Origin of the sequence: Pseudomonas sp. 24 E 13, assembly GCF_900004715.1 — a bacterium.
Taxonomy (GTDB): Bacteria; Pseudomonadota; Gammaproteobacteria; order Pseudomonadales; family Pseudomonadaceae; genus Aquipseudomonas; species Aquipseudomonas orientalis_A.
The window spans coordinates 76,431-98,352 of sequence record NZ_CVTO01000135.1 but is presented as its reverse complement, the minus strand read 5'-3'; the positions used below and the strand labels follow the sequence as shown (position 1 = coordinate 98,352).

24 protein-coding genes are annotated in these 21,922 nt (G+C 61.5%); 14 read left to right on the top strand and 10 right to left on the bottom strand.

The window, feature by feature from the left end; all coding sequences use genetic code 11:
• The first annotated feature begins 97 nt into the window (after positions 1 to 97).
• The 3 genes from arsC to BFP90_RS17410 are packed head-to-tail and all read left to right on the top strand — an operon-like array spanning position 98 to position 1,450.
• Positions 98 to 451, top strand: coding sequence for an arsenate reductase (glutaredoxin) (gene arsC, locus BFP90_RS17420; protein WP_065894958.1), 354 nt, complete (start codon positions 98 to 100; stop codon positions 449 to 451).
• Complete coding sequence (gene wrbA, locus BFP90_RS17415) at positions 448 to 1,062, top strand: NAD(P)H:quinone oxidoreductase (protein WP_065884980.1); 615 nt, start codon at positions 448 to 450, stop codon at positions 1,060 to 1,062. The genes arsC and wrbA overlap by 4 nt, the downstream gene beginning before the upstream one ends.
• Entirely contained in the window at positions 1,046 to 1,450 is a 405-nt protein-coding gene (locus tag BFP90_RS17410; RefSeq protein ID WP_065894956.1) for a DUF2069 domain-containing protein, read from the top strand. Before wrbA ends, BFP90_RS17410 begins: the two co-directional genes overlap by 17 nt.
• A gap of 133 nt (positions 1,451 to 1,583) precedes the next feature.
• Here BFP90_RS17410 and BFP90_RS17405 read toward each other — a convergent pair whose 3' ends face one another.
• Both BFP90_RS17405 and ttcA read right to left on the bottom strand, forming a co-directional pair.
• Positions 1,584 to 2,255: a DNA-3-methyladenine glycosylase I gene (locus BFP90_RS17405; protein WP_065897564.1), complete on the bottom strand. Its 672-nt coding sequence runs from the start codon at positions 2,253 to 2,255 to the stop codon at positions 1,584 to 1,586.
• Between the two features lie 67 nt (positions 2,256 to 2,322).
• Entirely contained in the window at positions 2,323 to 3,147 is an 825-nt protein-coding gene (gene ttcA / locus BFP90_RS17400; RefSeq protein ID WP_065894954.1) for a tRNA 2-thiocytidine(32) synthetase TtcA, read from the bottom strand.
• Positions 3,148 to 3,509: 362 nt separating this feature from the next.
• Between ttcA and BFP90_RS17395 the strand changes: the two genes are divergently transcribed.
• Positions 3,510 to 4,112, top strand: a complete 603-nt coding sequence (locus tag BFP90_RS17395) for a Yip1 family protein (protein ID WP_057721811.1) — start codon at positions 3,510 to 3,512, stop codon at positions 4,110 to 4,112.
• A gap of 128 nt (positions 4,113 to 4,240) precedes the next feature.
• Positions 4,241 to 4,735, top strand: a complete 495-nt coding sequence (locus tag BFP90_RS17390; protein WP_065897567.1) for a SprT family zinc-dependent metalloprotease — start codon at positions 4,241 to 4,243, stop codon at positions 4,733 to 4,735.
• A gap of 92 nt (positions 4,736 to 4,827) precedes the next feature.
• Here BFP90_RS17390 and BFP90_RS17385 read toward each other — a convergent pair whose 3' ends face one another.
• Entirely contained in the window at positions 4,828 to 6,003 is a 1,176-nt protein-coding gene (locus BFP90_RS17385; protein WP_065897562.1) for a CaiB/BaiF CoA transferase family protein, read from the bottom strand.
• A gap of 158 nt (positions 6,004 to 6,161) precedes the next feature.
• On the opposite strand from BFP90_RS17385, the gene tusD reads away from it, so the two are divergent.
• The 6 genes from tusD (at position 6,162) to BFP90_RS17355 (ending at position 9,596) form a co-directional block, all read left to right on the top strand.
• Positions 6,162 to 6,554, top strand: coding sequence for a sulfurtransferase complex subunit TusD (gene tusD, locus BFP90_RS17380; RefSeq protein WP_065884976.1), 393 nt, complete (start codon positions 6,162 to 6,164; stop codon positions 6,552 to 6,554).
• Entirely contained in the window at positions 6,554 to 6,904 is a 351-nt protein-coding gene (gene tusC, locus BFP90_RS17375) for a sulfurtransferase complex subunit TusC (protein WP_065894952.1), read from the top strand. Before tusD ends, tusC begins: the two co-directional genes overlap by 1 nt.
• Positions 6,904 to 7,182: a sulfurtransferase complex subunit TusB gene (gene tusB / locus BFP90_RS17370; RefSeq protein WP_065894951.1), complete on the top strand. Its 279-nt coding sequence runs from the start codon at positions 6,904 to 6,906 to the stop codon at positions 7,180 to 7,182. The genes tusC and tusB overlap by 1 nt, the downstream gene beginning before the upstream one ends.
• A complete protein-coding gene (locus BFP90_RS17365) occupies positions 7,179 to 7,514 on the top strand; it encodes a TusE/DsrC/DsvC family sulfur relay protein (protein ID WP_065897560.1) in 336 nt (111 codons plus the stop codon). The genes tusB and BFP90_RS17365 overlap by 4 nt, the downstream gene beginning before the upstream one ends.
• Positions 7,511 to 8,512 carry a glycosyl transferase family protein gene (locus BFP90_RS17360; protein WP_065894949.1) on the top strand — a complete coding sequence of 334 codons (1,002 nt, stop codon included), beginning with the start codon at positions 7,511 to 7,513 and terminating at the stop codon, positions 8,510 to 8,512. The genes BFP90_RS17365 and BFP90_RS17360 overlap by 4 nt, the downstream gene beginning before the upstream one ends.
• 88 nt (positions 8,513 to 8,600) lie before the next feature.
• Positions 8,601 to 9,596 (top strand): glutathione S-transferase family protein, encoded by a 996-nt coding sequence (locus BFP90_RS17355; RefSeq protein ID WP_065894948.1) that lies wholly within the window; start codon positions 8,601 to 8,603, stop codon positions 9,594 to 9,596.
• A gap of 106 nt (positions 9,597 to 9,702) precedes the next feature.
• Here the strand turns inward: BFP90_RS17355 and cysG are convergent, their stop codons facing one another.
• Genes cysG through BFP90_RS17325 form a run of 6 tightly spaced genes read right to left on the bottom strand, consistent with a single transcriptional unit; the run spans position 9,703 to position 17,205 of the window.
• Positions 9,703 to 11,097, bottom strand: coding sequence for a siroheme synthase CysG (gene cysG, locus BFP90_RS17350; RefSeq protein ID WP_065897559.1), 1,395 nt, complete (start codon positions 11,095 to 11,097; stop codon positions 9,703 to 9,705).
• Positions 11,098 to 12,378, bottom strand: coding sequence for a serine--tRNA ligase (gene serS / locus BFP90_RS17345; protein ID WP_065897558.1), 1,281 nt, complete (start codon positions 12,376 to 12,378; stop codon positions 11,098 to 11,100).
• A gap of 16 nt (positions 12,379 to 12,394) precedes the next feature.
• A complete protein-coding gene (gene crcB / locus BFP90_RS17340) occupies positions 12,395 to 12,769 on the bottom strand; it encodes a fluoride efflux transporter CrcB (protein WP_057721801.1) in 375 nt (124 codons plus the stop codon).
• A complete protein-coding gene (locus BFP90_RS17335; RefSeq protein ID WP_065894945.1) occupies positions 12,769 to 14,091 on the bottom strand; it encodes a replication-associated recombination protein A in 1,323 nt (440 codons plus the stop codon). Before BFP90_RS17335 ends, crcB begins: the two co-directional genes overlap by 1 nt.
• 27 nt (positions 14,092 to 14,118) lie before the next feature.
• Complete coding sequence (gene lolA / locus BFP90_RS17330; RefSeq protein WP_065894944.1) at positions 14,119 to 14,742, bottom strand: outer membrane lipoprotein chaperone LolA; 624 nt, start codon at positions 14,740 to 14,742, stop codon at positions 14,119 to 14,121.
• Between the two features lie 54 nt (positions 14,743 to 14,796).
• Complete coding sequence (locus BFP90_RS17325) at positions 14,797 to 17,205, bottom strand: DNA translocase FtsK (protein ID WP_065897556.1); 2,409 nt, start codon at positions 17,203 to 17,205, stop codon at positions 14,797 to 14,799.
• A 476-nt stretch (positions 17,206 to 17,681) separates the two neighbouring features.
• Here BFP90_RS17325 and aat point away from each other — a divergent pair, with 476 nt between their 5' ends.
• From aat to infA, 3 genes are all read left to right on the top strand, one after another.
• Positions 17,682 to 18,362: a leucyl/phenylalanyl-tRNA--protein transferase gene (gene aat, locus BFP90_RS17320; protein WP_065894943.1), complete on the top strand. Its 681-nt coding sequence runs from the start codon at positions 17,682 to 17,684 to the stop codon at positions 18,360 to 18,362.
• Positions 18,363 to 18,418: 56 nt separating this feature from the next.
• Positions 18,419 to 19,126, top strand: a complete 708-nt coding sequence (locus BFP90_RS17315) for an arginyltransferase (protein ID WP_065884965.1) — start codon at positions 18,419 to 18,421, stop codon at positions 19,124 to 19,126.
• Positions 19,127 to 19,226: 100 nt separating this feature from the next.
• The gene (gene infA, locus BFP90_RS17310; protein WP_002553999.1) at positions 19,227 to 19,445 is read left to right on the top strand and encodes a translation initiation factor IF-1; all 219 of its coding nucleotides are present in this window, start codon (positions 19,227 to 19,229) and stop codon (positions 19,443 to 19,445) included.
• Between the two features lie 185 nt (positions 19,446 to 19,630).
• Here the strand turns inward: infA and clpA are convergent, their stop codons facing one another.
• Positions 19,631 to 21,901: an ATP-dependent Clp protease ATP-binding subunit ClpA gene (clpA, locus tag BFP90_RS17305; protein ID WP_065884964.1), complete on the bottom strand. Its 2,271-nt coding sequence runs from the start codon at positions 21,899 to 21,901 to the stop codon at positions 19,631 to 19,633.
• Positions 21,902 to 21,922 lie beyond the last annotated feature (21 nt).

The following is a 21,922-nucleotide window of genomic DNA, read 5'->3' as shown; positions in this document are numbered from 1 at the left end:
AATGAACGTGGGCTGCGGCCTATCGCCTCTGACGGTTTAAGGACAGGCGCCAGCACGGGTAGAATACCCGCCACCTTACGCAAGATGCGACCCGCACATGACCGATCTGACGCTTTATCACAACCCGCGCTGCTCGAAATCCCGCGGTGCGCTTGAACTGCTCGAAGCTCGCGGCCTCACGCCAACCGTGGTGCGCTATCTGGAAACGCCGCTGAACGCGGCACAATTGCAGGCCCTGCTGGCCAAACTTGGCCTCAATGCCCGCCAATTGTTGCGCACCGGCGAAGATGAATACAAAAGCCTCAACCTGGCCGACGCCAGCCTCAGCGAAGCGCAACTGATCGCCGCCATCGCTGCACACCCCAAGTTGATGGAACGCCCGATCCTGGAAACCGCCGATAAAGCCATCATTGGCCGCCCGCCGGAAAACGTGCTGGAGATCCTGCCGTGACTGCGCCCTACGTGCTGGTGTTGTATTACAGCCGCAATGGCTCGGTCAGCGAAATGGCCCGGCAGATTGCCAGGGGCATCGAGCAGGGCGGCATGGAAGCCCGGCTGCGCACCGTGCCGGCGATCTCCACCGAGTGCGAGGCCGTGGCGCCGAGTATCCCGGACGAAGGCGCGCTGTATGCCAGCCTGGATGACCTGAAACACTGCTCGGCCCTGGCCCTGGGCAGCCCGACCCGTTTCGGCAACATGGCCGCGCCGCTCAAGTACTTCCTCGACGGCACCAGCAACCTGTGGCTCACCGGCGCCCTGGTCGGCAAGCCCGCCGGCGTGTTCACCTCCACCGCCAGCCTGCACGGCGGCCAGGAGACCACGCTGATGTCGATGCTGCTGCCGCTGCTGCACCACGGCATGCTGATCACCGGCCTGCCCTACAGCGAACAGGCGCTGCTCGACACCCAGGGCGGCGGCACGCCCTATGGCGCCAGCCACCACGCCGGGCCTGACGGCAAGCGTCTGCTCGACCCGCATGAAATCAGTCTGTGCCGCGCCCTGGGCCTGCGCCTGGCCAAGACCGCCACACTGCTGGAGAACGGCGTTGGCCAGAAAGCCTAAGGTCCTGCCGTCCCAGGCGTGGCTGGAACCACGGGTCAAGCTGGCGCGCGCACTGAGTCTGCTGGCGTTTTTCGGCCTGGTGGGCTTGTTGTGCGCCTATTACCTGTTCGTCGCCGACCTGCACGGGGCGCGTCCGTGGGTGATCCTGCTGATCGAACTGGTGCCGCTGCTGGTGCTGGCGCCAGGGATGATCACAGGCAGCGCGCGTGGGCATTCGTGGATGTGCTTTGTGGTGAACCTGTATTTCATCAAGGGCGCACTGGCCGCGTATGACCCGAACCGCCAGGGTTTCGGAGTGCTTGAGATGCTGGCGAGCCTGGCGGTGTTTTGTACGGCGCTGTTGTATGTGCGCTGGCGGCACCAGTTGAATCGGCGACTCGCCGATTGACACACTCTGACGATCGTTCCCACGCTCCGCGTGGGAATGCTGCCCCGGACGCTCCGCGTCCCAGACCTTGTGTAAGGGTGACGCAGAGCGTCACAGGATGCATTCCCACGCAGAGCGTGGGAACGATCAACGATCAGTGGTTGACGGTGTAGGCCAGCATCATCGACAACTGGCACATTGGCCGCCCACTCTCGGCATGCCATTGGTTGAACGCGCCCTGCACCGTCGCCAAATCCCGCAGGCTGGTCGGCGCCTTGTCGACGATCTTCTGCGCATTCAGCGCCGCCACCACGTCATCGCTCGGTACAAAAGTATCCTTGCCTACCATGCGCAGGAAACGCGGGGCCGACAGCCCGCCCAACTGGTGGCCGTGCTTGCTCAGGTATTTCCACAGCCCAACGATATCGGTCACCGGCCAGTCGGCGACAAACGCACCGAAGCTGCCCTTTTCCTGCGCGATATCCAGAATCATCTGCGCATTGCGCGGCACGCTTTTGAGCTTGCCCAGGTGGCGGATGATGCGCGTGTCCTGCATCAGCCGTTCCAGATGTTCGGCGCCCATCAGTACGACTTTTTCCGGATCGAAGCCGAAAAATACCTGTTCGAACGCGGGCCATTTCGCGTCGACCACACTGTGTTTCAAGCCCGCACGAAAGACTCGCAGCGCCAGGGTCGACAGGTAGCGATCATCGCTGATCTTGCGCAATTGCGCCGGCGTCTTGGGCACAGGCAGATGGGCTTCCAGCTTGGCCGCCGAACCGAAGCGGTTCAGACAATATTCGTGCAGCCACTTGTAATCGCGCATGCCCTCTCCTGGCAGTTGAATGGAAAACGGCGCCCGCAAGCGCCGTGTACTAGAGCCTCGATGCGGCTCAGAGGTTCACTACATTGACGAAACGCGAGGCGGCCGTCTCATCGATTTTCAAGCTGGCGAAGTCGAACAGGTTGCGATCGGCCAGTTGCGACGGGATCACATTCTGCAGGCTGCGAAAAATACTCTCGGTGCGCCCCGGGGTCTTGCGCTCCCACTCCTGCAGCATGTCCTTGACCACCTGGCGCTGCAGGTTTTCCTGGGAGCCGCACAGGTTGCACGGAATGATCGGGAATTGCTTGAAGTCGGAATAAGCCTGGATGTCCTTCTCGTTGCAATACGCCAGCGGGCGGATCACCACGTTGCGTCCGTCATCGGCGCGCAGTTTGGGCGGCATGGCCTTGAGCGAACCGTTGAAGAACATATTCAGAAAGAAGGTTTCGACGATGTCGTCGCGATGATGCCCCAGGGCCATCTTGGTCGCGCCGATCTCATCGGCAAAGGTATAGAGCGTGCCACGCCGCAGGCGCGAGCACAGCGAGCAGGTGGTCTTGCCTTCCGGAATCAGTTCCTTGACCACCGAATACGTGTCTTTCTCGACAATGTGGTACTCGACGCCCAGCTCGTTCAGGTAGGCCGGCAGCACATGCTCGGGAAAGCCGGGCTGCTTCTGGTCCATGTTGACGGCAACGATCTCGAACTTGATCGGTGCGACCTTTTGCAGGTGCAGCAGCACGTCGAGCAGGGTGTAGCTGTCTTTGCCGCCGGAGAGGCAGACCATGACCTTGTCGCCCTCCTCGATCATGTTGAAATCAGCGACCGCTTCACCGGCCAGGCGACGCAGGCGTTTTTGCAGTTTGTTCTGGTTGACCGTAAGAGTGCCCATGGCGCTTGGATCCGCTAAAGGTGTGTGACGAAAAGCCGGGGATTTTACCGGTATGAACGACCAAGTTCCAATGTGGGAGGGGGCTTGCCCCCGATGGCGGTGTATCAGTAGCAACTACCTCGACTGACACACTGCCATCGGGGGCAAGCCCCCTCCCACATTGGATCGCGTTGTCATCGACAGACCACGTGGCGATTAAGCCCCGTGTTTACAGCGCGATTTACTCTAAAGGCCCTACAGTTTTCCCGGGTATCACTTCCTATACTGCGACGTGAGGTCGCACAACTATCCAGACCTTGCAGGCCAGTTGGCCGGTGGGCGCTCCGATGGGGGCGATAGGAATAACGACAGGAGTGACCGGCATGATCCATCACGTCGTGGGGCTGTTTACCCATCCCGATCAGGAATGGCGGGAAATTCGTGGCGATAAAGAAGAAAGCATCAGCCACATGTACCTCACTCACACGCTGGTGCTCGCAGCGATCCCCGCCATCTCCGCGTTTATCGGCACCACCCGGGTCGGCTGGGTCATCGGCAACCGCGCGCCGGTCATGCTTACCCAGGAAAGCGCGCTGTGGATGACCCTGATGTCGTACGCCGCCATGCTGGGCGGTGTGGCGGTGATGGGCGCGTTCATTCACTGGATGGCCCGCACCTATGACGCCAACCCCAGCATGGCGCGTTGCGTGGCCTTTGCCACCTATACCGCGACGCCCCTGTTTATCGGCGGGCTGGCGGCGCTCTATCCGCACATGTGGCTGGGTATGGTGGTGGGGACCGCAGCAATCTGCTACACGGTGTATCTGCTTTATGTGGGCTTGCCGACGTTCATGAGTATCGACCCGGATGAAGGTTTTCTGTTCTCCAGCTCGGTATTGGCCGTGGGCCTGGTGGTGCTGGTGGCGATCATGGCGTTTACCGTGATCGTCTGGGGCCTGGGCGTCGGGCCCATCTACACCAGTTGAGCCCCAGGCATGCAGGCAAAGCCACCGAAAAGGTGGCTTTGTGCGTTAGCCATGACCATTCGGCGCCTGAGAGATTCGGAAACCCCCTGCTTTGCGGCATACTGGGCGTCTCTGGAGATATGTACAGCATGCCCGAGCAACTCAATACCCGCGTCGAAGATTGTTTCCTGCAAGCCGAATCCTTTTTCAAACGAAGCTTCAAACGCCCCACCGTCAGCCTCAAGCTGCGGGGCCAGAAAGCCGGTGTCGCGCATTTGCACGAAAACCTGCTGCGCTTCAATCCTCAGCTCTACCAAGAAAACAGCCAACACTTCCTCAAGCAGACCGTGGCCCACGAAGTGGCGCACCTGATTGCCCACCAACTGTTTGGCGAGCGCATCCAGCCCCATGGAGAGGAATGGCAGTTGATCATGCGTGGGGTCTACGAACTGCCGCCGGACCGTTGTCACACCTACGCGGTCAAGCGTCGCCAGGTGACTCGCTATATCTACCGGTGCCCGTGTGCCGACAGTGACTTTGCGTTTTCAGCCCAGCGCCATGGGATGGTCGGCCAGGGGCGGCGGTACCTGTGTCGGCGGTGCCGGCATACTCTTGTGTTCACTGGGGAGACTCGGGTGGAGTGAGGGCCTCATCGGGGGCAAGCCCCCTCCCACATTTTGAATGTATTCACAAATCAAAGGTGGGAGGGGGCTTGCCCCCGATGAGGCCAGAACAGTCACCGAATCACCTTGGCCTGCCGCAAATCCGCAATCCGCTGAGCACTCAACCCCAACTCCACCAACACTTCATCACTGTGCGCACCGACCGCCGCCCCGATATGCCGTGGTGCCGGCAAACCTTCGGAGAACTTCAGCGGGCAGGCCATCTGCGCCTGGGTCGAACCATCGCCCCTCGGCACCTGGCTGATCAAATCGCGCGCCTGCAACTGCGGATGCGCCAGCGCTTCACTCATGCTCAACACCGGTTCCACACACGCATCCACGCCCGCAAATAACGCACACAGCTCGTCAAAGCTGCGTTTTTCAAACTCCACCTGCAACGCCCGCTTGAGTGCCGGCTGCTGCTCAGGCTTCACACCGTGCACCGCGAGCTCCGGTCGCCCCAGGGTTTCACACAGCTGCTGCATGAACGCCGGTTCCAGGCTGCCCACCGACATCCAGCGCCCATCACGGGTGCGGTAGTAATCGTAAAAACTGCCGCCGTTGAGCACATGGTTTTCCCGCTCCGGCTCCACCCCGCAGGCCAGGTAACCCGCGCCGGCCATGGCGTTCAGGCTGAACGAGCAGTCGGTCATGCTCACGTCCAGGTATTGACCGACGCCGCTGTGCTGCCGCGCAACCACCGCCGCGAGCACGCCCACCACCGCATGCAGGGACCCGCCGCCCACATCCGCCAGTTGCACGCCCAGCGGCAACGGCCCACTGTCCCGCCGCCCGGTGTGGCTGGCCACGCCTGCGACAGCGAGATAGTTGATGTCGTGACCGGCGCGGTCCCTGTAGGGGCCGGTCTGGCCGTAGCCGGTGATCGACACATAGATCAGCCTGGGGTTGATCGCCTTCAGTGCGTCGTACCCCAGGCCCAGACGGTCCATGACCCCGGGGCGGAACTGTTCGATGAGAATATCGGTACCCTTGACCAGCTCGAAGACGATCTGCAGCGCCTCGTCCCGCTTGAGGTCCAGTGCCAGGCTGCGCTTGTTGCGATTGAGATAGGCATGGCTTGCCGACGTGCCGTGATCATGGGGCGGCCACACGCGCAACAGGTCCGGCCGCGTCGGCGATTCGATGCGCAGCACGTCGGCGCCCATGTCCGCCAGCATCAGCGAGGCGAACGGGCCGGGCAACAGGGTGGAAAAATCCAGCACTTTGAGGGACGCCAAGGGACCTGACATACAAACTCCGTTTGCGATTGGACTGGCCACAGCGTAGTCAGCCTTCGGTGCCGGCGGCAATCGTCAGAACGATCAAGCGCAGTGACCGTTTTGATCACGGCGGGCTTTTTCGTCGCGGCGGCTTTATCATTGGCCCACGTTTGTTCGCAGAGTGTTCCATGAAGTTCGCGATTGCAGTGTTTTGCGCCGCCCACGCGCCCGCCTCGCGCCGCGCCCTGTTGTTCGCCCAGGCGGCTTTGGCCGGCGGGCATGAAATTGTGCGGCTGTTTTTTTATCAGGATGGCGTGTACAGCGCCTCCAATAATATCGTCGCGCCCCAGGACGAGCAGGACATCGCGCGCCAGTGGCGCGAATTTGTCGGCACCCACCAACTCGACGGCGTCGTGTGCATCGCCGCCGCCTTGCGCCGTGGCGTGCTCAATGCCGAGGAAGCCACGCGCTATCAACGCAGCGCGGTGAACCTGGACGCGCCCTGGGCCTTGTCGGGCCTGGGGCAGTTGCATGATGCGATCCAGGACGCCGACCGCCTGATCTGTTTTGGAGGTGCGTGATGGCCCAATCATTGCTGATCATCAGCCGCCAAGCGCCATGGTCCGGCCCCAGCGCGCGCGAAGCGCTGGATATCGTGCTGGCCGGAGGCGCGTTCGATCTGCCTATCGGCCTGCTGTTTCTGGACGACGGCGTGTTCCAGCTGGCGCGGCACCAGGACGCCAGGGCCGTGCAACAAAAGGATTTGAGCGCCAACCTGCAGGCGCTGGGCCTGTTCGGCATCGACGACGTGTTCGCCTGCGGCCACAGCCTGTCCGCACGCGGGCTGCCGCCACCGGACAATGCGCAGGCCCTGGACAGCCAGGCCATTTCCAGGCTGATTGACCGTTACGATCAGGTGATTACCCTCTGATGTCGACTCTACATGTGGTGAGCCACTCCCCCTTTACCGACAGCCGTCTGGACAGTTGCCTGCGTGTGTGCGGCAACGCGGATGCCATCCTGCTGTGCGGCGACGGCGCCTACGGCCTGCACAACGCAGCGCTGCAAACCAGGGGGGTAAAAGTGTTTGTGCTGGCTGAAGACCTGCAGGCACGCAACCTGCCGCTCCCGGACTGGGCCGACAGCGTCGACTATCCGGGGTTCGTGCAGCTGTCGATCGACTATGGCAAGGTCAACAGTTGGTTATGAACACACTGACCGTCGGCACGCGCAGCCTGGCACTGGACAAGGACGGCTACCTCGTCGACCTGGATGACTGGTCCGATGAGGTGGCGCACGCCCTGGCCACCGCCGAAGCCGTGGAACTGACCCCGGACCACTGGGAAATCCTCATGTTGCTGCGCCAGTTCTATAGCGAATTCCAGCTGTCCCCCGCCACGCGCCCGCTGATCAAGTACACCGCCTTGAAGCTCGGCCCGCAAAAGGGCAACAGCCTGCACCTCAATAAACTGTTCAACGGCACTCCCGCCAAACTCGCCGCCAAGCTGGCGGGCCTGCCCAGGCCGACGAATTGCTTATGACCGATTTTGCCCCCCTGACCCTCTCGACGCCTGAAGAACATCCGTTTGCGCCGTTCGTGCGCATCCTGGGCAAAGGCAAGCGCGGCGCACGCAACCTCACCCGTGAGGAAGCGCGGCAAGCCATGGGCATGCTGCTCGACGAAAAAGTCGAAGACACCCAGCTGGGCGCCTTCCTCATGCTGCTGCGGCACAAGGAAGAAAGCCCGGAAGAGCTCGCCGGCTTCACCGAAGCGGTACGCGAGCGGTTGAACCCGCCCGCACTGAATGTGGATATCGACTGGCCGACCTACGCCGGCAAAAAGCGCCACTTGCCCTGGTTCCTGCTGGCGGCCAAATGCCTGGCGCAACAGGGTGTGCGCATCCTCATGCACGGCGGCGGCGCGCATACGGCGGGGCGCTTGTACACCGAGCAACTGCTGGAGCGCTTGCACATACCGCTGTGCCGCAATTGGCAGCAGGTCGAGGCAGCGTATGCACACGGCAACCTGGCGTTTATCCCGCTGGGCGACTGGGCGCCCCAGTTGCAGCGCATGATCGATCTGCGCAACACCCTGGGCCTGCGCTCGCCGATCCACTCCCTGGCCCGCCTGCTCAACCCGCTGAATGCCCGTTGCGGCCTGCAAAGCATTTTCCACCCGGGTTACCAGGGCGTGCACCGCGATGCCAGTGGCCTGCTGGGCGACAACGTGATTGTGGTCAAGGGCGACGGCGGCGAGATCGAGATCAACCCCGACACCCTCAGCCACCTGTATGGCACCACCGGCGGCCAGAGCTGGGACGAAGAATGGCCCGCCCTCTCCGCCCAGCGCCACGTCAAACCGGCAACCCTGGAGCCCGCACATCTGAACGCCCTGTGGCGTGGTGAGGTCGAAGACAGCTACCCGCAACTGGCGCTGATCGCGACCATGGCCCTGGCCTTGCGCGGCCTGGGACACGCCCGCGAGCAGGCGTTCGAACTGGCACAGCAATACTGGGAAGCGCGAGACAAATCGATTTAATCGATCATTCACCTCCGGTCTTTGCGCTTTTAGTTCGAACTCATCCCTTTAGACTGGGCTCCAACGCTTATTAGCCAAGGAGCCAGTCATGGGTTTGCTGATCGAAGGACACTGGAAAGACCAGTGGTACGAAAGTAGCGCAGATGGCGCTTTCCAGCGCGAACAGGCGCAACGTCGTCACTGGGTGACCGCCGACGGCCAGCCCGGCCCGAGCGGCGAAGGCGGTTTCAAGGCCGAGGCCGGACGCTATCACCTCTACGTTTCCCTGGCCTGTCCCTGGGCCCACCGCACCCTGATCCTGCGCAAGCTCAAGGGCCTGGAAAGCCTGATTGACGTCTCGGTAGTCAGTTGGCTGATGCTGGAAAACGGCTGGACCTTCGACAAGGCCCACGGCTCAAGCGGCGACGCGCTGGACGGTTTCGACTTCATGCACCAGCGCTACACCGCCGACACCGCTGACTACACCGGGCGCGTCACGGTGCCGGTGTTGTGGGACAAAAAGCTCAAGCGCATCGTCAGCAACGAATCGGCGGAGATCATCCGCATGTTCAACAGCGCCTTCAATGAACTGACCGGCAATACCCTGGATTTCTACCCGCAGGCATTGCGCTCGACCATCGACACCCTGAACGAACGCATCTACCCCGCCGTGAACAACGGCGTGTACCGCGCCGGGTTCGCCACCTCGCAGCAGGCTTATGCAAGCGCGTTTGATGATGTATTTGCCGAGCTTGATCACCTGGAACATCACTTGGGCGAGCATCGCTACCTGGCCGGCGAATACCTGACCGAGGCGGATGTACGGCTGTTCACTACGCTGATTCGTTTTGATGCAGTGTATTACAGCCACTTCAAGTGCAACCTGCGGCGGATTGCCGATTATCCGAACCTGTCGAACTGGCTAAGGGAGATGTATCAGTGGCCGGGAGTGGCCGAGACGGTGGATTTCGAGCATATCAAGGGGCATTACTATGCCAGCCATCGGACCATCAATCCGACGGGGATTGTGCCGAAGGGGCCGTTGCAGCGGTTTGATGTTGGCCATGATCGGGCGCGGTTGAGTGGCAAAGGTGTGTGGCGCTGATCCGGATCATGGGCTGGAGCTGATGGCCTCATCGGGGGCAACCCCCCTCCCACACTTGGAATGCATACCCATGTGGGAGGGGGCTTGCCCCCGATGCTTTTGAGCTTCAGACCTGAGACTGAGCGCCTTCAAACCACTTGAGCTTCTCGCGCAACACTACCACCTCACCTACGATCACCAATGTCGGCGCATGCACTTCATGCTCCGCCACCATGCGCGGCAAGTCGGCGAGTGTGCCGGTGAACACACGCTGGTTGGAGGTGGTGCCCTGCTGGATCAACGCTGCCGGCGTATCGGCGGCGCGGCCATGCAGGATCAACTGTTCGCAGATAATCGGCAAACCGATCAAGCCCATGTAAAACACCAGGGTCTGCGACGGCCCCACCAGGTCCCGCCAGGGCAAGTCCGACGTACCGTTCTTCAGGTGCCCGGTGATAAAGCGCACCGACTGCGCATAGTCACGGTGCGTCAGCGGAATCCCCGCATACGCCGCGCAACCACTGGCCGCAGTGATGCCCGGCACCACCTGGAACGGAATGCCGTGGGCCGCCAGTTCCTCGATCTCTTCGCCGCCACGCCCGAAAATGAACGGGTCGCCGCCCTTGAGACGCAGCACGCGCTTGCCTTGCTTGGCCAGGTCCACCAGTTGCTGGTTGATCTGGTCCTGGGGCACGGCATGCTCGGCGCGACGCTTGCCGACATACACGCGCTCGGCATCACGGCGGCACAGCTCCAGAATCGCCGGGGCCACCAGACGGTCATACAACACCACGTCGGCTTGCTGCATCAGGCGCAAGGCGCGGAAGGTCAGCAGGTCCGGATCGCCCGGGCCCGCGCCCACCAGGTACACCTCACCCGGTGCGTAAGGCGGTGCGCCATTGACCTTTTCGATCAGCAGGCGCTCGGCCTCAGCGCCCTGCCCGGCCAATTGGCGGTCGGCAATCGGACCCTGGAAGACTTCCTCCCAGAACGCCCGACGCTGCTGCACATCCGGGTACAAGCCTTTGACCTGGGCACGAAAACGCGCCGCCAACCCGGCCAATTGGCCATAGGTGGACGGAATCCAGGTCTCCAGCTTGGCGCGGATCAAGCGCGCCAGCACCGGCGCATCGCCGCCACTGGACACCGCAATCACCAACGGCGAACGGTCGACGATCGCCGGGAAGATCACGCTGCACAAGGCTGGCGCATCCACCACATTGACCGGTACACAGCGACGCTTGGCATCACTGGACACCTGCGCGTTCAGTGGCTCGTCGTCGGTGGCGGCGATGATCAGCACGCAACCGTCGAGGTCGGCCTCCTGATAACCGCGCAACATCAGGTCCCCGCCACTGCCCAGTACCAGTTCACGCAACTGGTCTTCGATCTGGGGAGCAACCACCCGCAGCACTGCGCCGGCGTCAGCCAGCAGGCGGGATTTGCGCAAGGCAATCTCCCCCCCACCGACGACCAACACACGACTGCCGCGCAGGTTATGAAACAGCGGCAGAAATTCCATTTAGCCGATGACCTCGACGCCGCCCATGTACGGCTTGAGCACCTCAGGCACGCGGATCGAACCGTCGGCCTGCTGGTAGTTTTCCAACACGGCCACCAGCGTACGGCCTACGGCCAGGCCCGAACCGTTGAGGGTGTGCACCAGCTCCGGCTTGCCGGTTTCCGGATTACGGAACCGCGCCTGCATGCGCCGGGCCTGGAAATCACCGCAGTTGGAGCACGACGAAATCTCGCGGTATTTGTCCTGGCTCGGCACCCACACTTCGAGGTCGTAGGTCTTCACGGCGCTGAACCCCATGTCGCCGGTGCACAGCGCCAGTACGCGGTACGGCAGCTCCAGCAGTTGCAGGACGCGCTCGGCATTGGCAGTCAGGCCTTCCAGCGCCTCCATCGACGTCGAAGGCTCGACCACCTGGACCATCTCGACCTTGTCGAACTGGTGCTGGCGAATCATGCCGCGCGTATCGCGACCGGATGCACCGGCTTCACTGCGAAAGCACGGGCTGTGGGCCACGAACTTCAACGGCAATTTCTTGGCATCGAGGATTTCCCCGGCAACGATGTTGGTCAGCGACACTTCGGCGGTCGGGATCAGGTACAGATCAGCGTCACCATCGCGGCTGATCTTGAACAGCTCTTCCTCGAATTTCGGCAGCTGGCTGGTGCCCATCAGCGCCGGCGCCTGCACCAGGTAAGGCGTGTAGGCTTCTTCGTAACCGTGCTCGGCGGTATGCAGGTTGATCATGAACTGCGCCAGGGCACGGTGCATGCGTGCGATCGGGCCGCGCAGCAAAGCAAAGCGTGCGCCGGACATTTTCGCGGCGGTCTCGAAATCCAGGCCGCCGGTCAATTCGCCCAGGGCCACGTGGTCCTTGATCTCGAAATCGAAGGCTTTCGGCGTGCCCCAGCGGCGCACTTCGACGTTGCCATCTTCGTCTTCGCCAATCGGCACCGACTCATGGGGAATATTGGGGATGCCCAACAGGATCGAATCCAGTTCGGACTGGATTTTGTCCAGCTCGACTTTGCCGTCGGACAGCTCGGTGCCCATGCGCTCGACGTCCGCCATCAACGGCGCGATGTCTTCGCCGCGCTGCTTGGCCTGACCGATGGATTTGGAACGCGCATTCCGCTCAGCCTGCAGTGCTTCGGTGCGGGTCTGGACGGTCTTGCGCTGTTCTTCCAGCGCTTCGATGCGCGCAACATCCAAGGCAAAGCCACGGGATGCCAGGCGGTCCGCTACGTCCTGAAGGTTGCTACGTAACAGTTTGGAATCGAGCATGTCGGTCTCTCGTTTATCAAAGTTTGGTCAGGGACAGGCCGGCCCAGGTGGCGAGCAGCCCGCCGAACACGCTGATGCCCAGGTACCCGAAGGCGACCAGGGCCTGCCCGCTTTCCAGCAGGCGCAGCGTATCCAGTGAAAAGGATGAAAAGGTCGTCAGACCGCCTACAAAGCCGACAATCAAGCCGGCGCGAATTTCAATCGGCACTTCCGGGCGCAACAGGAACCAGCCGTACAACAGCCCGATGATCAGGCAGCCCACCAGGTTGACCGCCAGGGTCGCCGCATAGAAATGCTTCGGCCAATGGGCGCTGACCCAGGTGCCGGTGGCGAAACGCAATAATGTACCAGCGATGCCGGCTGCGGACACGGCAAGAATCGTCTTGAGCACTACTTTCTCCGCTGACGGGGGCTGAGACGGTCGAGTTGGGCCAGATGGTTGAGCTTTTCGCCGATCTTCAGCTCCAGGCCACGGGGCACCGGTTGATAGAGCGCCAGCGGCTCGAGCTCATCGGGAAAGTAATCTTCGCCGGCCGCGTAGGCGTCCGGCTCGTCATGGGCATAGCGGTATTCATCGCCGTAACCCAGCTGTTTCATCAGCTTGGTCGGCGCGTTGCGCAAATGCATCGGCACTTCGAGGGAACCATGTTCGGCCGCCGCTCGCAGCGCCGACTTGAAGCCCATGTACACCGCGTTGCTTTTCGGCGCGCAGGCCAGGTAAGTGATGGCCTGGGCCACCGCCAGTTCGCCTTCCGGGCTGCCGAGGCGCTCCTGCACGTCCCAGGCCGCCAGGCACAGGCTCAAGGCGCGCGGGTCGGCATTGCCGATGTCTTCGCTGGCCATGCGCACCACGCGGCGCGCCAGGTACAACGGGTCGCAACCGCCGTCGATCATGCGCGCGAACCAGTACAGCGCGCCGTCCGGGTTGGAACCGCGTACGGATTTATGCAGCGCCGATATCTGGTCGTAGAACGCTTCACCGCCCTTATCGAAGCGCCGACGCGTGTCGCCCAGCAGGCTTTGCAGCAGGTCCACGCCAATCTCGCCGCCGTCTTCGGCAAGGTCCGAGGCGTTCTCCAACAGGTTGAGAAAACGCCGGCCATCGCCATCGGCGGCCGTGAGCAGGATCTTGAAGCCCTCTTCACTGACGCTCAGCTGGCGCTTGCCCAGGCCCTTGTCTTCGTTCAAGGCACGCTGCAACAACTTCTGCATCGCCGCTTCGTCCAGGCTCTTGAGCACATAGACGCGAGCCCGCGAGAGCAACGCGTTATTGAGTTCGAAAGACGGGTTTTCAGTGGTGGCGCCGATGAAGATCAACGTGCCGTCTTCGACGTACGGCAGGAATGCGTCCTGCTGCGACTTGTTGAAGCGATGCACTTCGTCGACAAACAGGATAGTGCGCTTGCCGTACTGCCCGGCCTGCTGCTTGGCGACTTCCACCGCCTGGCGAATCTCCTTGACCCCGGCCAGCACGGCGGAGACCGTTTCGAAGTGCGCATCCGAGACCTTGGCCAGCAGCCGTGCCAGGGTGGTTTTACCCACCCCCGGCGGTCCCCAGAAAATCATCGAGTGCAGCGCACCCTGCTCCAGGGCTTCACGCAAGGGCTTGCCGCGAGCGAGCAGATGCTCCTGACCGACGTACTCATCCAGGTTGGTCGAGCGCAGGCGCGCGGCCAGGGGTTGGGCAATCGGGTCACTTCGAAACAGATCCATGGGCAGCGTTTGAAACCTCTGGGGAGTTTATTCCTGGATCACGTCGGCACCCTTGGGGATGTCGAACTTGAACTTGGACGCTGGCACAGGCTGGTTGGCCTTGACCCCGGAGAACAGGATATCGGTGCGCTGGCCAACGCTGTCAACCAGGCGCATGTTGTTGATCACGCCGTTGCCGAACGACAGCGACAGGGTGTCGAACAACGTGTCCTTGGATTTTGGCTTGAGCGTGAACTCAATGACATTGCTGGTTTGCTTGGAGGTGATGTCGAAACTGTCGTTGATCTTCGACACGTCCCCCGATAGCAGCAGCGCCGGCGTCTGGTTCAGGCGCGGGTCGAGCTTCTTGATGGTCGCCTGTTCCAGGTCCGGGTCCCACAGCGTGACTTTCTGGCCGTCGGACACGATGGTCTGCTCGGCCTTGCCTTCGGTGTGCCAGTAGAACAGGCCGGGACGCTGCACGGCCATTTCGCCTGCGGTCTCCTGCAACTGGGTGCCACCGGCGTCCAGGGTCAGCTGGGAAAAGCGCGCGGTCAGGGTCTGGGATTTGTCCAGCAGGTTCTTCAGACTGGCCACGGAAGCCGGGTCAGCGTGGGCCGAAACGGCGGTCAGGGCCAGTGCCGGCAACAACAGCATGCGGATAATGCGCATGGGAGTCCTCATTGAATAGTCAGGGCGCGCCGCGTGCTGCCACGCGGCGCGGGATCAGTCGCGCATCTGCCCGGGGGCGATGATTTCGCGCGAGCCGTTGGTGTTCATTGCGGTGACGACGCCGGCGTGTTCCATGGCTTCGATCATGCGGGCGGCGCGGTTGTAGCCGATCTTCAGCTTGCGTTGCACGGCGGAGATCGAGGCTCGGCGGCTTTCCAGCACGAACGCCACGGCTTCGTCGTAGAGCGCGTCGGTTTCGGCGTCATCGTCGCCACCCCCACTGCCGCCATCGAAGCCGCTGCCGGCCTCTTCCACGCCCGCGAGAATGTCGTCGTTGTATTCCGGAGCGCCACGCAGTTTCCAGGCTTCCACCACGCGATGCACTTCATCGTCGGAAACGAACGCCCCGTGGACACGGATCGGCAGGCTGGTGCCGGGCGGCATGTAGAGCATGTCACCGTGGCCCAGCAGTTGCTCGGCGCCGCCCTGGTCGATGATGGTCCGCGAGTCGATCTTGCTCGACACCTGGAACGCCATACGCGTAGGAATGTTGGCCTTGATCAGACCGGTGATCACATCCACCGACGGCCGCTGGGTGGCGAGGATCAGGTGGATCCCGGCCGCACGGGCCTTCTGGGCGATACGCGCGATCAGTTCTTCGACCTTCTTGCCGACGATCATCATCATGTCGGCGAATTCGTCGACCACCACCACGATGGTCGGCAGCTTGGTCAAAAGCGGCGCTTCGTCGTGAATGTTCTCGCGCTTGTACAGCGGGTCGGTCAGCGGCGTACCGGCGTCCTGGGCTTCCTTGACCTTGGCGTTGAAGCCGGACAGGTTACGCACGCCCATCTTCGCCATCAGCTTGTAGCGACGCTCCATCTCGGCGACGCTCCAGCGCAGGGCGTTGGCGGCGTCCTTCATGTCGGTCACTACCGGGCAGAGCAGGTGCGGAATGCCTTCGTAGATCGACAGCTCAAGCATTTTCGGGTCGATCATGATCAGCTTGGCGTCGTCCGGGCCCGATTTGAACAGGATCGACAGGATCATTGCGTTCACGCCCACCGACTTACCTGAACCGGTGGTACCGGCCACCAGCAGGTGCGGCATTTTCGCCAGGTCGGTGATTACCGGCTTGCCGCCGATATCATGGCCGAGGGCCAGGGTGACCGGCGATTTGAAGTTGTCGTATTCCGGGGTCGACAGCACTTCGGAGAAACGCACGATCTGGCGGTCTTCGTTGGGAATCTCGATACCCACGGTGGTCTTGCCGGGAATAACTTCCACCACGCGCACGCTGGTCACGGCCAGGGAGCGCGCCAGGTCCTTGGCCAGGTTGGAAATGCGGCTGACCTTGACGCCTGCGGCCGGCTGAATCTCGTAACGGGTAATGACAGGGCCCGGGTGAATCGAGTCCACCGACACTTCGACGCCGAACTCCTTGAGCTTGATTTCCAGCAGGTGGCCGACGGCCGCCAGGGATTCGGGCGAGTAGTTGAGTTGTTTCTTTTCCGCAGGGTCGAGAATCGAGATCGGCGGCAAGGTGCCTTCGACGGCGCTGTCGATGAACAGCGGCGCCTGTTTCTCTTTCTGCACGCGGTGGCTGGGCTCGGGCGCCTTGGGCGGCGCGGGGGCGATCACCGGCGGCACCTGCTTCTCGCGATCGGACATGTGCTTGCTCAGGGCCTGTTCGCGCTCGATCAGGCGCTCCTTGACCTTGGCCTGCTCGCGGCGGTCCGGTGTGCTTGGGGCCACCACTTCGTTGACACGGGTGTCCACTTCACGCAGTTGCGCAACCATCTGCTTGCGCTCCACACGCGCCGTCCACCAGCGGTTGGCGGCGCCCTGGAACAACTCGAACAGGTCAAGGGTAATCTTGCCGGTCACGTCCATCACTTTGAACCACGACAGGTCGGTGAACACCGTGAGACCGAACAGGAACAGCGCGATGAACATCAGCGTGCTGCCCTGGATATTCAGGGTGCGCCGCGCCAGGTCGCCCAGGCTTTCGCCCAGCGCCCCGCCCGCGCCCGCCGGCAGACCGGTCGGTGCATGGAAATGGATATGGGCCAGGGCCGCGCCGGACAACACCAGGAACACCAGCCCGATCAGGCGCCAGGAGAACAGCCAGCCGCTCCACTGCCAAGGCTCGTGACGCTGGCGGAAAATCTGCCAGGTCTTGATCGCCAGCAACAGCGGAAAGATGTACGCGAAATAACCGAGAATCATGAACAGGATATCGGCGCTGTAGGAACCCACCGGGCCACCGAAATTCTGCACGTCGTCGATTTTGCTGTTATGGCTCCAGCCGGGATCGTCCTTGCCATAGGTGAGCAAGGCCATCATCAGGAACAGGCACAGCGCGCCGATCGCGATCAGCGCACCTTCCTTGAGTCGGTAATGCAGGTGCTGACGCCAGGCCGGCACGACTGCTGCTTTGGGTGTTGCGGCGGATTTCTTCAAAACGGGTCTTTTCCTGCGCCTTTTAGCGCGTCCATCTGTTGAATGACTGCACACGACTGCTCTATCCGAGCAGCTGAAAAATGACAAATGTTGCTGAATCTACTTTTTAACACTGCATAACCCATCGATGAAATGGCGATAACGCCATGAACGCCGCATTGTACGGGTTTGCGTGCGCGATGCCACGTACTTGCCCATCACCCGGCGGCCTGAGCCGTTCACGTGTTGCAGCCTGTTCAATTTGAGCATGCATTGTCTTTGCTGACAAAGGCTTATGCGCTGTATTTACCAATCAAGGCAAGCTTGGCAAATGGCCTGCATTGGCCAGACCCGATTACGACCGCACCTTATACGCAGAGTTGCAGAAACACCCTTAGCCATTTGCGCTGGTCCCGAGGCGCTGCGTCGACAATAATCAGGTCCTGGGGCAGGCGCCCGACCTGCCACTCCCCTCCCCTTCCGTAAGCCTGGATGCCATGCTGACCTGGTTACAACGCGACACCCTGACATTCCCGCCACTGGCCAAGGCCATGCGCGAACCCAACGGCCTGCTTGCCGCCGGCGGCGACCTGTCGGCCGAACGATTGATCCAGGCCTATCGCCACGGCTGCTTTCCCTGGTTCTCCGAAGGCCAGCCAATTCTTTGGTGGTCACCCGACCCACGCACGGTGATCTTCCCCGATGAGCTGCACGTCTCGCGCAGCCTGGGCAAATTATTGCGCCAACAGCGCTATAGCGTGACGTTCGATCAGGATTTCGCAGCGGTCATCCAGGCCTGCGCGGCGCCTCGTGCGTATGCGGACGGCACCTGGATCACCGAAAGCATCCAGAGCGCCTACCTGGAGCTGCATCAGCGTGGTTACGCGCACTCCGTGGAGGTCTGGGACCAGGGCGAGCTGGTCGGCGGCCTGTACGGCCTGGCGATGGGCCAATTGTTTTTTGGCGAATCCATGTTCAGCCGCGCCGACAACGCCTCGAAATTTGGCTTCGCTACGCTGACCCGGCAACTGCAGGCCTGGGGTTTTGTGCTGATTGACTGCCAGATGCCCAATGATCATCTGCACAGCCTGGGCGCACGCGGCATACCGCGCAGCGAATTCGCCGGGTATCTGCGCGATCATTTGGACCAGCCCAGCTCAGGGCCGTGGGTTTCTTAGGCGCCATCCGCGTACCTGGCTTACACTTATTTCAAAGCTTATTCCGAGGGTTGATCATGACCGAGTTGGCGCGCTTGAAGTTTTATGCCACTCAAGCCCACTCTTGCAGCTATCTGCCCGACGAGCAGGCCACCACACTGTTCCTCGATCCCAGCCAGCCGATGGATGTGCATGTGTACGCCGACCTGTCGGAGATGGGCTTTCGGCGCAGCGGCGATCACCTGTACCGACCGCATTGCCAGAACTGCAACGCCTGCGTGCCGGCGCGCATCCCGGTCGCGCAGTTTTTACCGGATCGCAACCAGAAGCGCATTCTCAAGCGCAACGCCGACCTGACGGTAAACGCGGTCAAGCCGCAGTACAGCGAAGAATATTTCGACCTCTATCAACGCTACATCGAACAACGCCATGCCGACGGCGATATGTTCCCGCCCAGCCGCGATCAATTTTCCACGTTCCTGGTGCGTGACCTGCCTTTTTCGCGCTTCTACGAATTTCGCCTCGACGGACGGTTGCTGGCCGTGGCGGTGACCGACCTGCTGCCCAATGGGCTGTCGGCGGTGTACACCTTCTATGAGCCCGCCGAAGAACGCCGCAGCCTGGGGCGCTTTGCGATTCTCTGGCAAATAGGTGAAGCGCTGCGCCTGGAACTGGAGGCGGTGTACCTCGGATACTGGATCAAAAACTGCAAAAAGATGAACTACAAGACCCAATATCGGCCCATTGAGCTGCTGATTAATCAAAGATGGGTAACGCTTAACTAGAACCCCTTGGCTTGAACACCCTTTTTCGGGCACAATGCACGCCGCTTTTGCCTGGCGCAGTTGCACCGGGCCATTCACTGGATACCGAGGGCTTTACTGCATGTCGAAAGAAGACAGCTTCGAAATGGAAGGCACTGTCGTCGACACCCTGCCCAACACCATGTTTCGTGTGGAGTTGGAAAATGGGCACGTCGTAACCGCGCATATCTCCGGCAAGATGCGCAAGAACTACATTCGTATTCTTACCGGTGACAAAGTGCGCGTCGAGCTGACGCCCTATGACTTGAGCAAAGGGCGCATCACTTACCGCGCTCGCTAAGCAAGTCAATACAAGACGCCCGGTTATGCCGGGCGTTTTTGTGTGTGTGTGTTATTTACCTGACACCCAAAACCAATGTGGGAGGGGGCTTGCCCCCGATAGCGGTAGATCAGTCACTCATGTAGCGACTGAAACACTGCTATCGGGGGCAAGCCCCCTCCCACATTGGCGCCCGTAGCTATCGATCAGGCCATTTCCGCCGTGGTTTCGAAGTCGAAGGTCAGTTCGCCGTCCTTCAGATCGATATGCACCACGCCGCCATGGTCGGACAGCTCGCCGAACAGGATCTCTTCGGCCAACGGCCGCTTGATCTTGTCCTGGATCAGACGCGCCATCGGGCGTGCGCCCATTGCCGCGTCGTAGCCACCTTCGGCAATCCAACTGCGCGCCGCTTCGGTGACTTCCAACTGCACGCGCTTGTCTTCCAACTGCGCCTGAAGTTCGGTGAGGAACTTGTCCACCACGCTTTTGATAACCTCATGACTGAGGCGACCAAATTGGATAATGGTGTCCAGACGGTTGCGGAACTCCGGCGTGAAGCTCTTCTTGATCACTTCCATTGCATCGGAAGAGTGATCCTGATGGCTGAAGCCGATCGAAGCCCGCGCGGCGGTTTCGGCACCGGCGTTGGTGGTCATGATCACGATCACGTTGCGGAAGTCCGCCTTGCGCCCGTTGTTGTCGGTCAGGGTGCCGTGGTCCATCACCTGCAGCAGCAGGTTGAAGACTTCCGGGTGGGCCTTCTCGATTTCATCGAGCAGCAATACACAATGCGGCTGCTTGGTGATCGCTTCGGTCAACAGACCGCCCTGGTCGAAACCGACATAGCCCGGAGGCGCACCGATCAGGCGCGACACGGTGTGACGCTCCATGTATTCGGACATGTCAAAGCGCACCAGCTCGATCCCCATGGCCTTGGCCAACTGCCGCGCCGCCTCGGTCTTGCCGACGCCGGTGGGGCCTGCAAACAGGAACGAACCCACTGGTTTGTCCGGCGACTTGAGGCCCGCACGCGATAGCTTGATCGCGGTGGACAACGCGTCGATGGCCGCATCCTGGCCGAATACGGTCAGCTTGAGATCACGTTCAAGATTACGCAGCAGCTCCTTGTCGGAACTGTTGACGTGTTTAGGCGGAATCCGCGCGATCTTCGCCACGATGTCCTCGACCTGCGGCACGTCGATACGCTTTACACGCTTCTCAACCGGCTGCAGGCGCTGATAGGCACCCGCCTCGTCGATCACATCGATGGCCTTGTCCGGCATATGCCGGTCATTGATGTAGCGTGACGCCAGCTCAGCCGCCGCACGCAGGGCTTCATCGGTGTACTCGATGCCATGGTGCGCTTCGAAACGCCCCTTGAGACCGCGCAGGATACCGATGGTGTCTTCAACCGAAGGCTCGGACACATCGACTTTCTGGAAGCGCCGCGCCAGGGCACGGTCTTTCTCGAAGATGCCGCGAAACTCCTGGAACGTGGTCGAGCCGATGCAGCGGATATCACCCGACGACAGCAGCGGCTTGAGCAGGTTGGACGCATCCATCACCCCGCCCGACGCGGCACCCGCGCCAATAATGGTGTGAATCTCGTCGATGAACAGGATCGCCTGCGGGCGTTTTTTCAGTTCGCCGAGCAGCGCTTTGAAACGCTTCTCGAAATCGCCACGGTACTTGGTCCCGGCGAGCAATGCGCCCAGGTCCAGGGAGTAGACGACACTATTGGCCAGCAGGTCCGGCACCTGGTTGTCGACGATACGCTTGGCCAGGCCCTCGGCAATCGCGGTTTTACCCACGCCCGCTTCACCGACCAGCAACGGGTTGTTCTTGCGACGCCGCGCGAGGATCTGCGCTACGCGCTCAACCTCCAGCTCACGCCCCACCAGCGGATCGATCCGCCCCTGGCGCGCCAGTTCATTGAGGTTGCTGGCATAGGCATCCAGCGGGTTGCTTGAAGAAGAAGACTCACCGCCCTCGTCGTCCTGCATATCCTGCTCACCCTCGGAATGATCGCCATGCCCGGGCACCTTGGAGATGCCGTGGGCGATGTAGTTGACGACATCGATACGGGCCACGCTCTGCTGCTTGAGCAGAAACACGGCCTGGCTTTCCTGCTCGCTGAAAATCGCCACCAGCACATTGGCGCCCGTGACTTCACGCTTACCGGAGCTCTGTACGTGGAAGACAGCACGCTGCAATACCCGCTGGAAGCCCAGGGTTGGCTGGGTCTCACGGTCCTCGTCATGCACGGGGATCAGTGGCGTCGTGGAGTCGATAAACTCCTGCAGGTCATGCTTGAGTTTGTCGAGGTTGGCGCCGCACGCACGTAGAACGGTGGCGGCAGCTTCGTTATCCAAAAGTGCCAGCAGCAGGTGTTCGACGGTCATGAATTCATGACGCTTCGAACGAGCCTCCTTGAAGGCAAGATTGAGGGTGACTTCGAGCTCGCGGTTTAACATAGCTTCACCTCATACCCAAGT

Excerpts from the sequence above, each read along its gene's own strand:
- arsC (WP_065894958.1), top strand. The coding sequence starts at position 98 with ATGACCGATCTGACGCTTTATCACAACCCGCGCTGCTCGAAATCCCGC.
- BFP90_RS17405 (WP_065897564.1), bottom strand. The coding sequence starts at position 2,255 with ATGCGCGATTACAAGTGGCTGCACGAATATTGTCTGAACCGCTTCGGT.
- ttcA (WP_065894954.1), bottom strand. The coding sequence starts at position 3,147 with ATGGGCACTCTTACGGTCAACCAGAACAAACTGCAAAAACGCCTGCGT.
- BFP90_RS17395 (WP_057721811.1), top strand. The coding sequence starts at position 3,510 with ATGATCCATCACGTCGTGGGGCTGTTTACCCATCCCGATCAGGAATGG.
- BFP90_RS17390 (WP_065897567.1), top strand. The coding sequence starts at position 4,241 with ATGCCCGAGCAACTCAATACCCGCGTCGAAGATTGTTTCCTGCAAGCC.
- BFP90_RS17385 (WP_065897562.1), bottom strand. The coding sequence starts at position 6,003 with ATGTCAGGTCCCTTGGCGTCCCTCAAAGTGCTGGATTTTTCCACCCTG.
- tusD (WP_065884976.1), top strand. The coding sequence starts at position 6,162 with ATGAAGTTCGCGATTGCAGTGTTTTGCGCCGCCCACGCGCCCGCCTCG.
- tusC (WP_065894952.1), top strand. The coding sequence starts at position 6,554 with ATGGCCCAATCATTGCTGATCATCAGCCGCCAAGCGCCATGGTCCGGC.
- tusB (WP_065894951.1), top strand. The coding sequence starts at position 6,904 with ATGTCGACTCTACATGTGGTGAGCCACTCCCCCTTTACCGACAGCCGT.
- BFP90_RS17365 (WP_065897560.1), top strand. The coding sequence starts at position 7,179 with ATGAACACACTGACCGTCGGCACGCGCAGCCTGGCACTGGACAAGGAC.
- BFP90_RS17360 (WP_065894949.1), top strand. The coding sequence starts at position 7,511 with ATGACCGATTTTGCCCCCCTGACCCTCTCGACGCCTGAAGAACATCCG.
- BFP90_RS17355 (WP_065894948.1), top strand. The coding sequence starts at position 8,601 with ATGGGTTTGCTGATCGAAGGACACTGGAAAGACCAGTGGTACGAAAGT.
- cysG (WP_065897559.1), bottom strand. The coding sequence starts at position 11,097 with ATGGAATTTCTGCCGCTGTTTCATAACCTGCGCGGCAGTCGTGTGTTG.
- serS (WP_065897558.1), bottom strand. The coding sequence starts at position 12,378 with ATGCTCGATTCCAAACTGTTACGTAGCAACCTTCAGGACGTAGCGGAC.
- BFP90_RS17335 (WP_065894945.1), bottom strand. The coding sequence starts at position 14,091 with ATGGATCTGTTTCGAAGTGACCCGATTGCCCAACCCCTGGCCGCGCGC.
- lolA (WP_065894944.1), bottom strand. The coding sequence starts at position 14,742 with ATGCGCATTATCCGCATGCTGTTGTTGCCGGCACTGGCCCTGACCGCC.
- aat (WP_065894943.1), top strand. The coding sequence starts at position 17,682 with ATGCTGACCTGGTTACAACGCGACACCCTGACATTCCCGCCACTGGCC.
- BFP90_RS17315 (WP_065884965.1), top strand. The coding sequence starts at position 18,419 with ATGACCGAGTTGGCGCGCTTGAAGTTTTATGCCACTCAAGCCCACTCT.
- infA (WP_002553999.1), top strand. The coding sequence starts at position 19,227 with ATGTCGAAAGAAGACAGCTTCGAAATGGAAGGCACTGTCGTCGACACC.
- clpA (WP_065884964.1), bottom strand. The coding sequence starts at position 21,901 with ATGTTAAACCGCGAGCTCGAAGTCACCCTCAATCTTGCCTTCAAGGAG.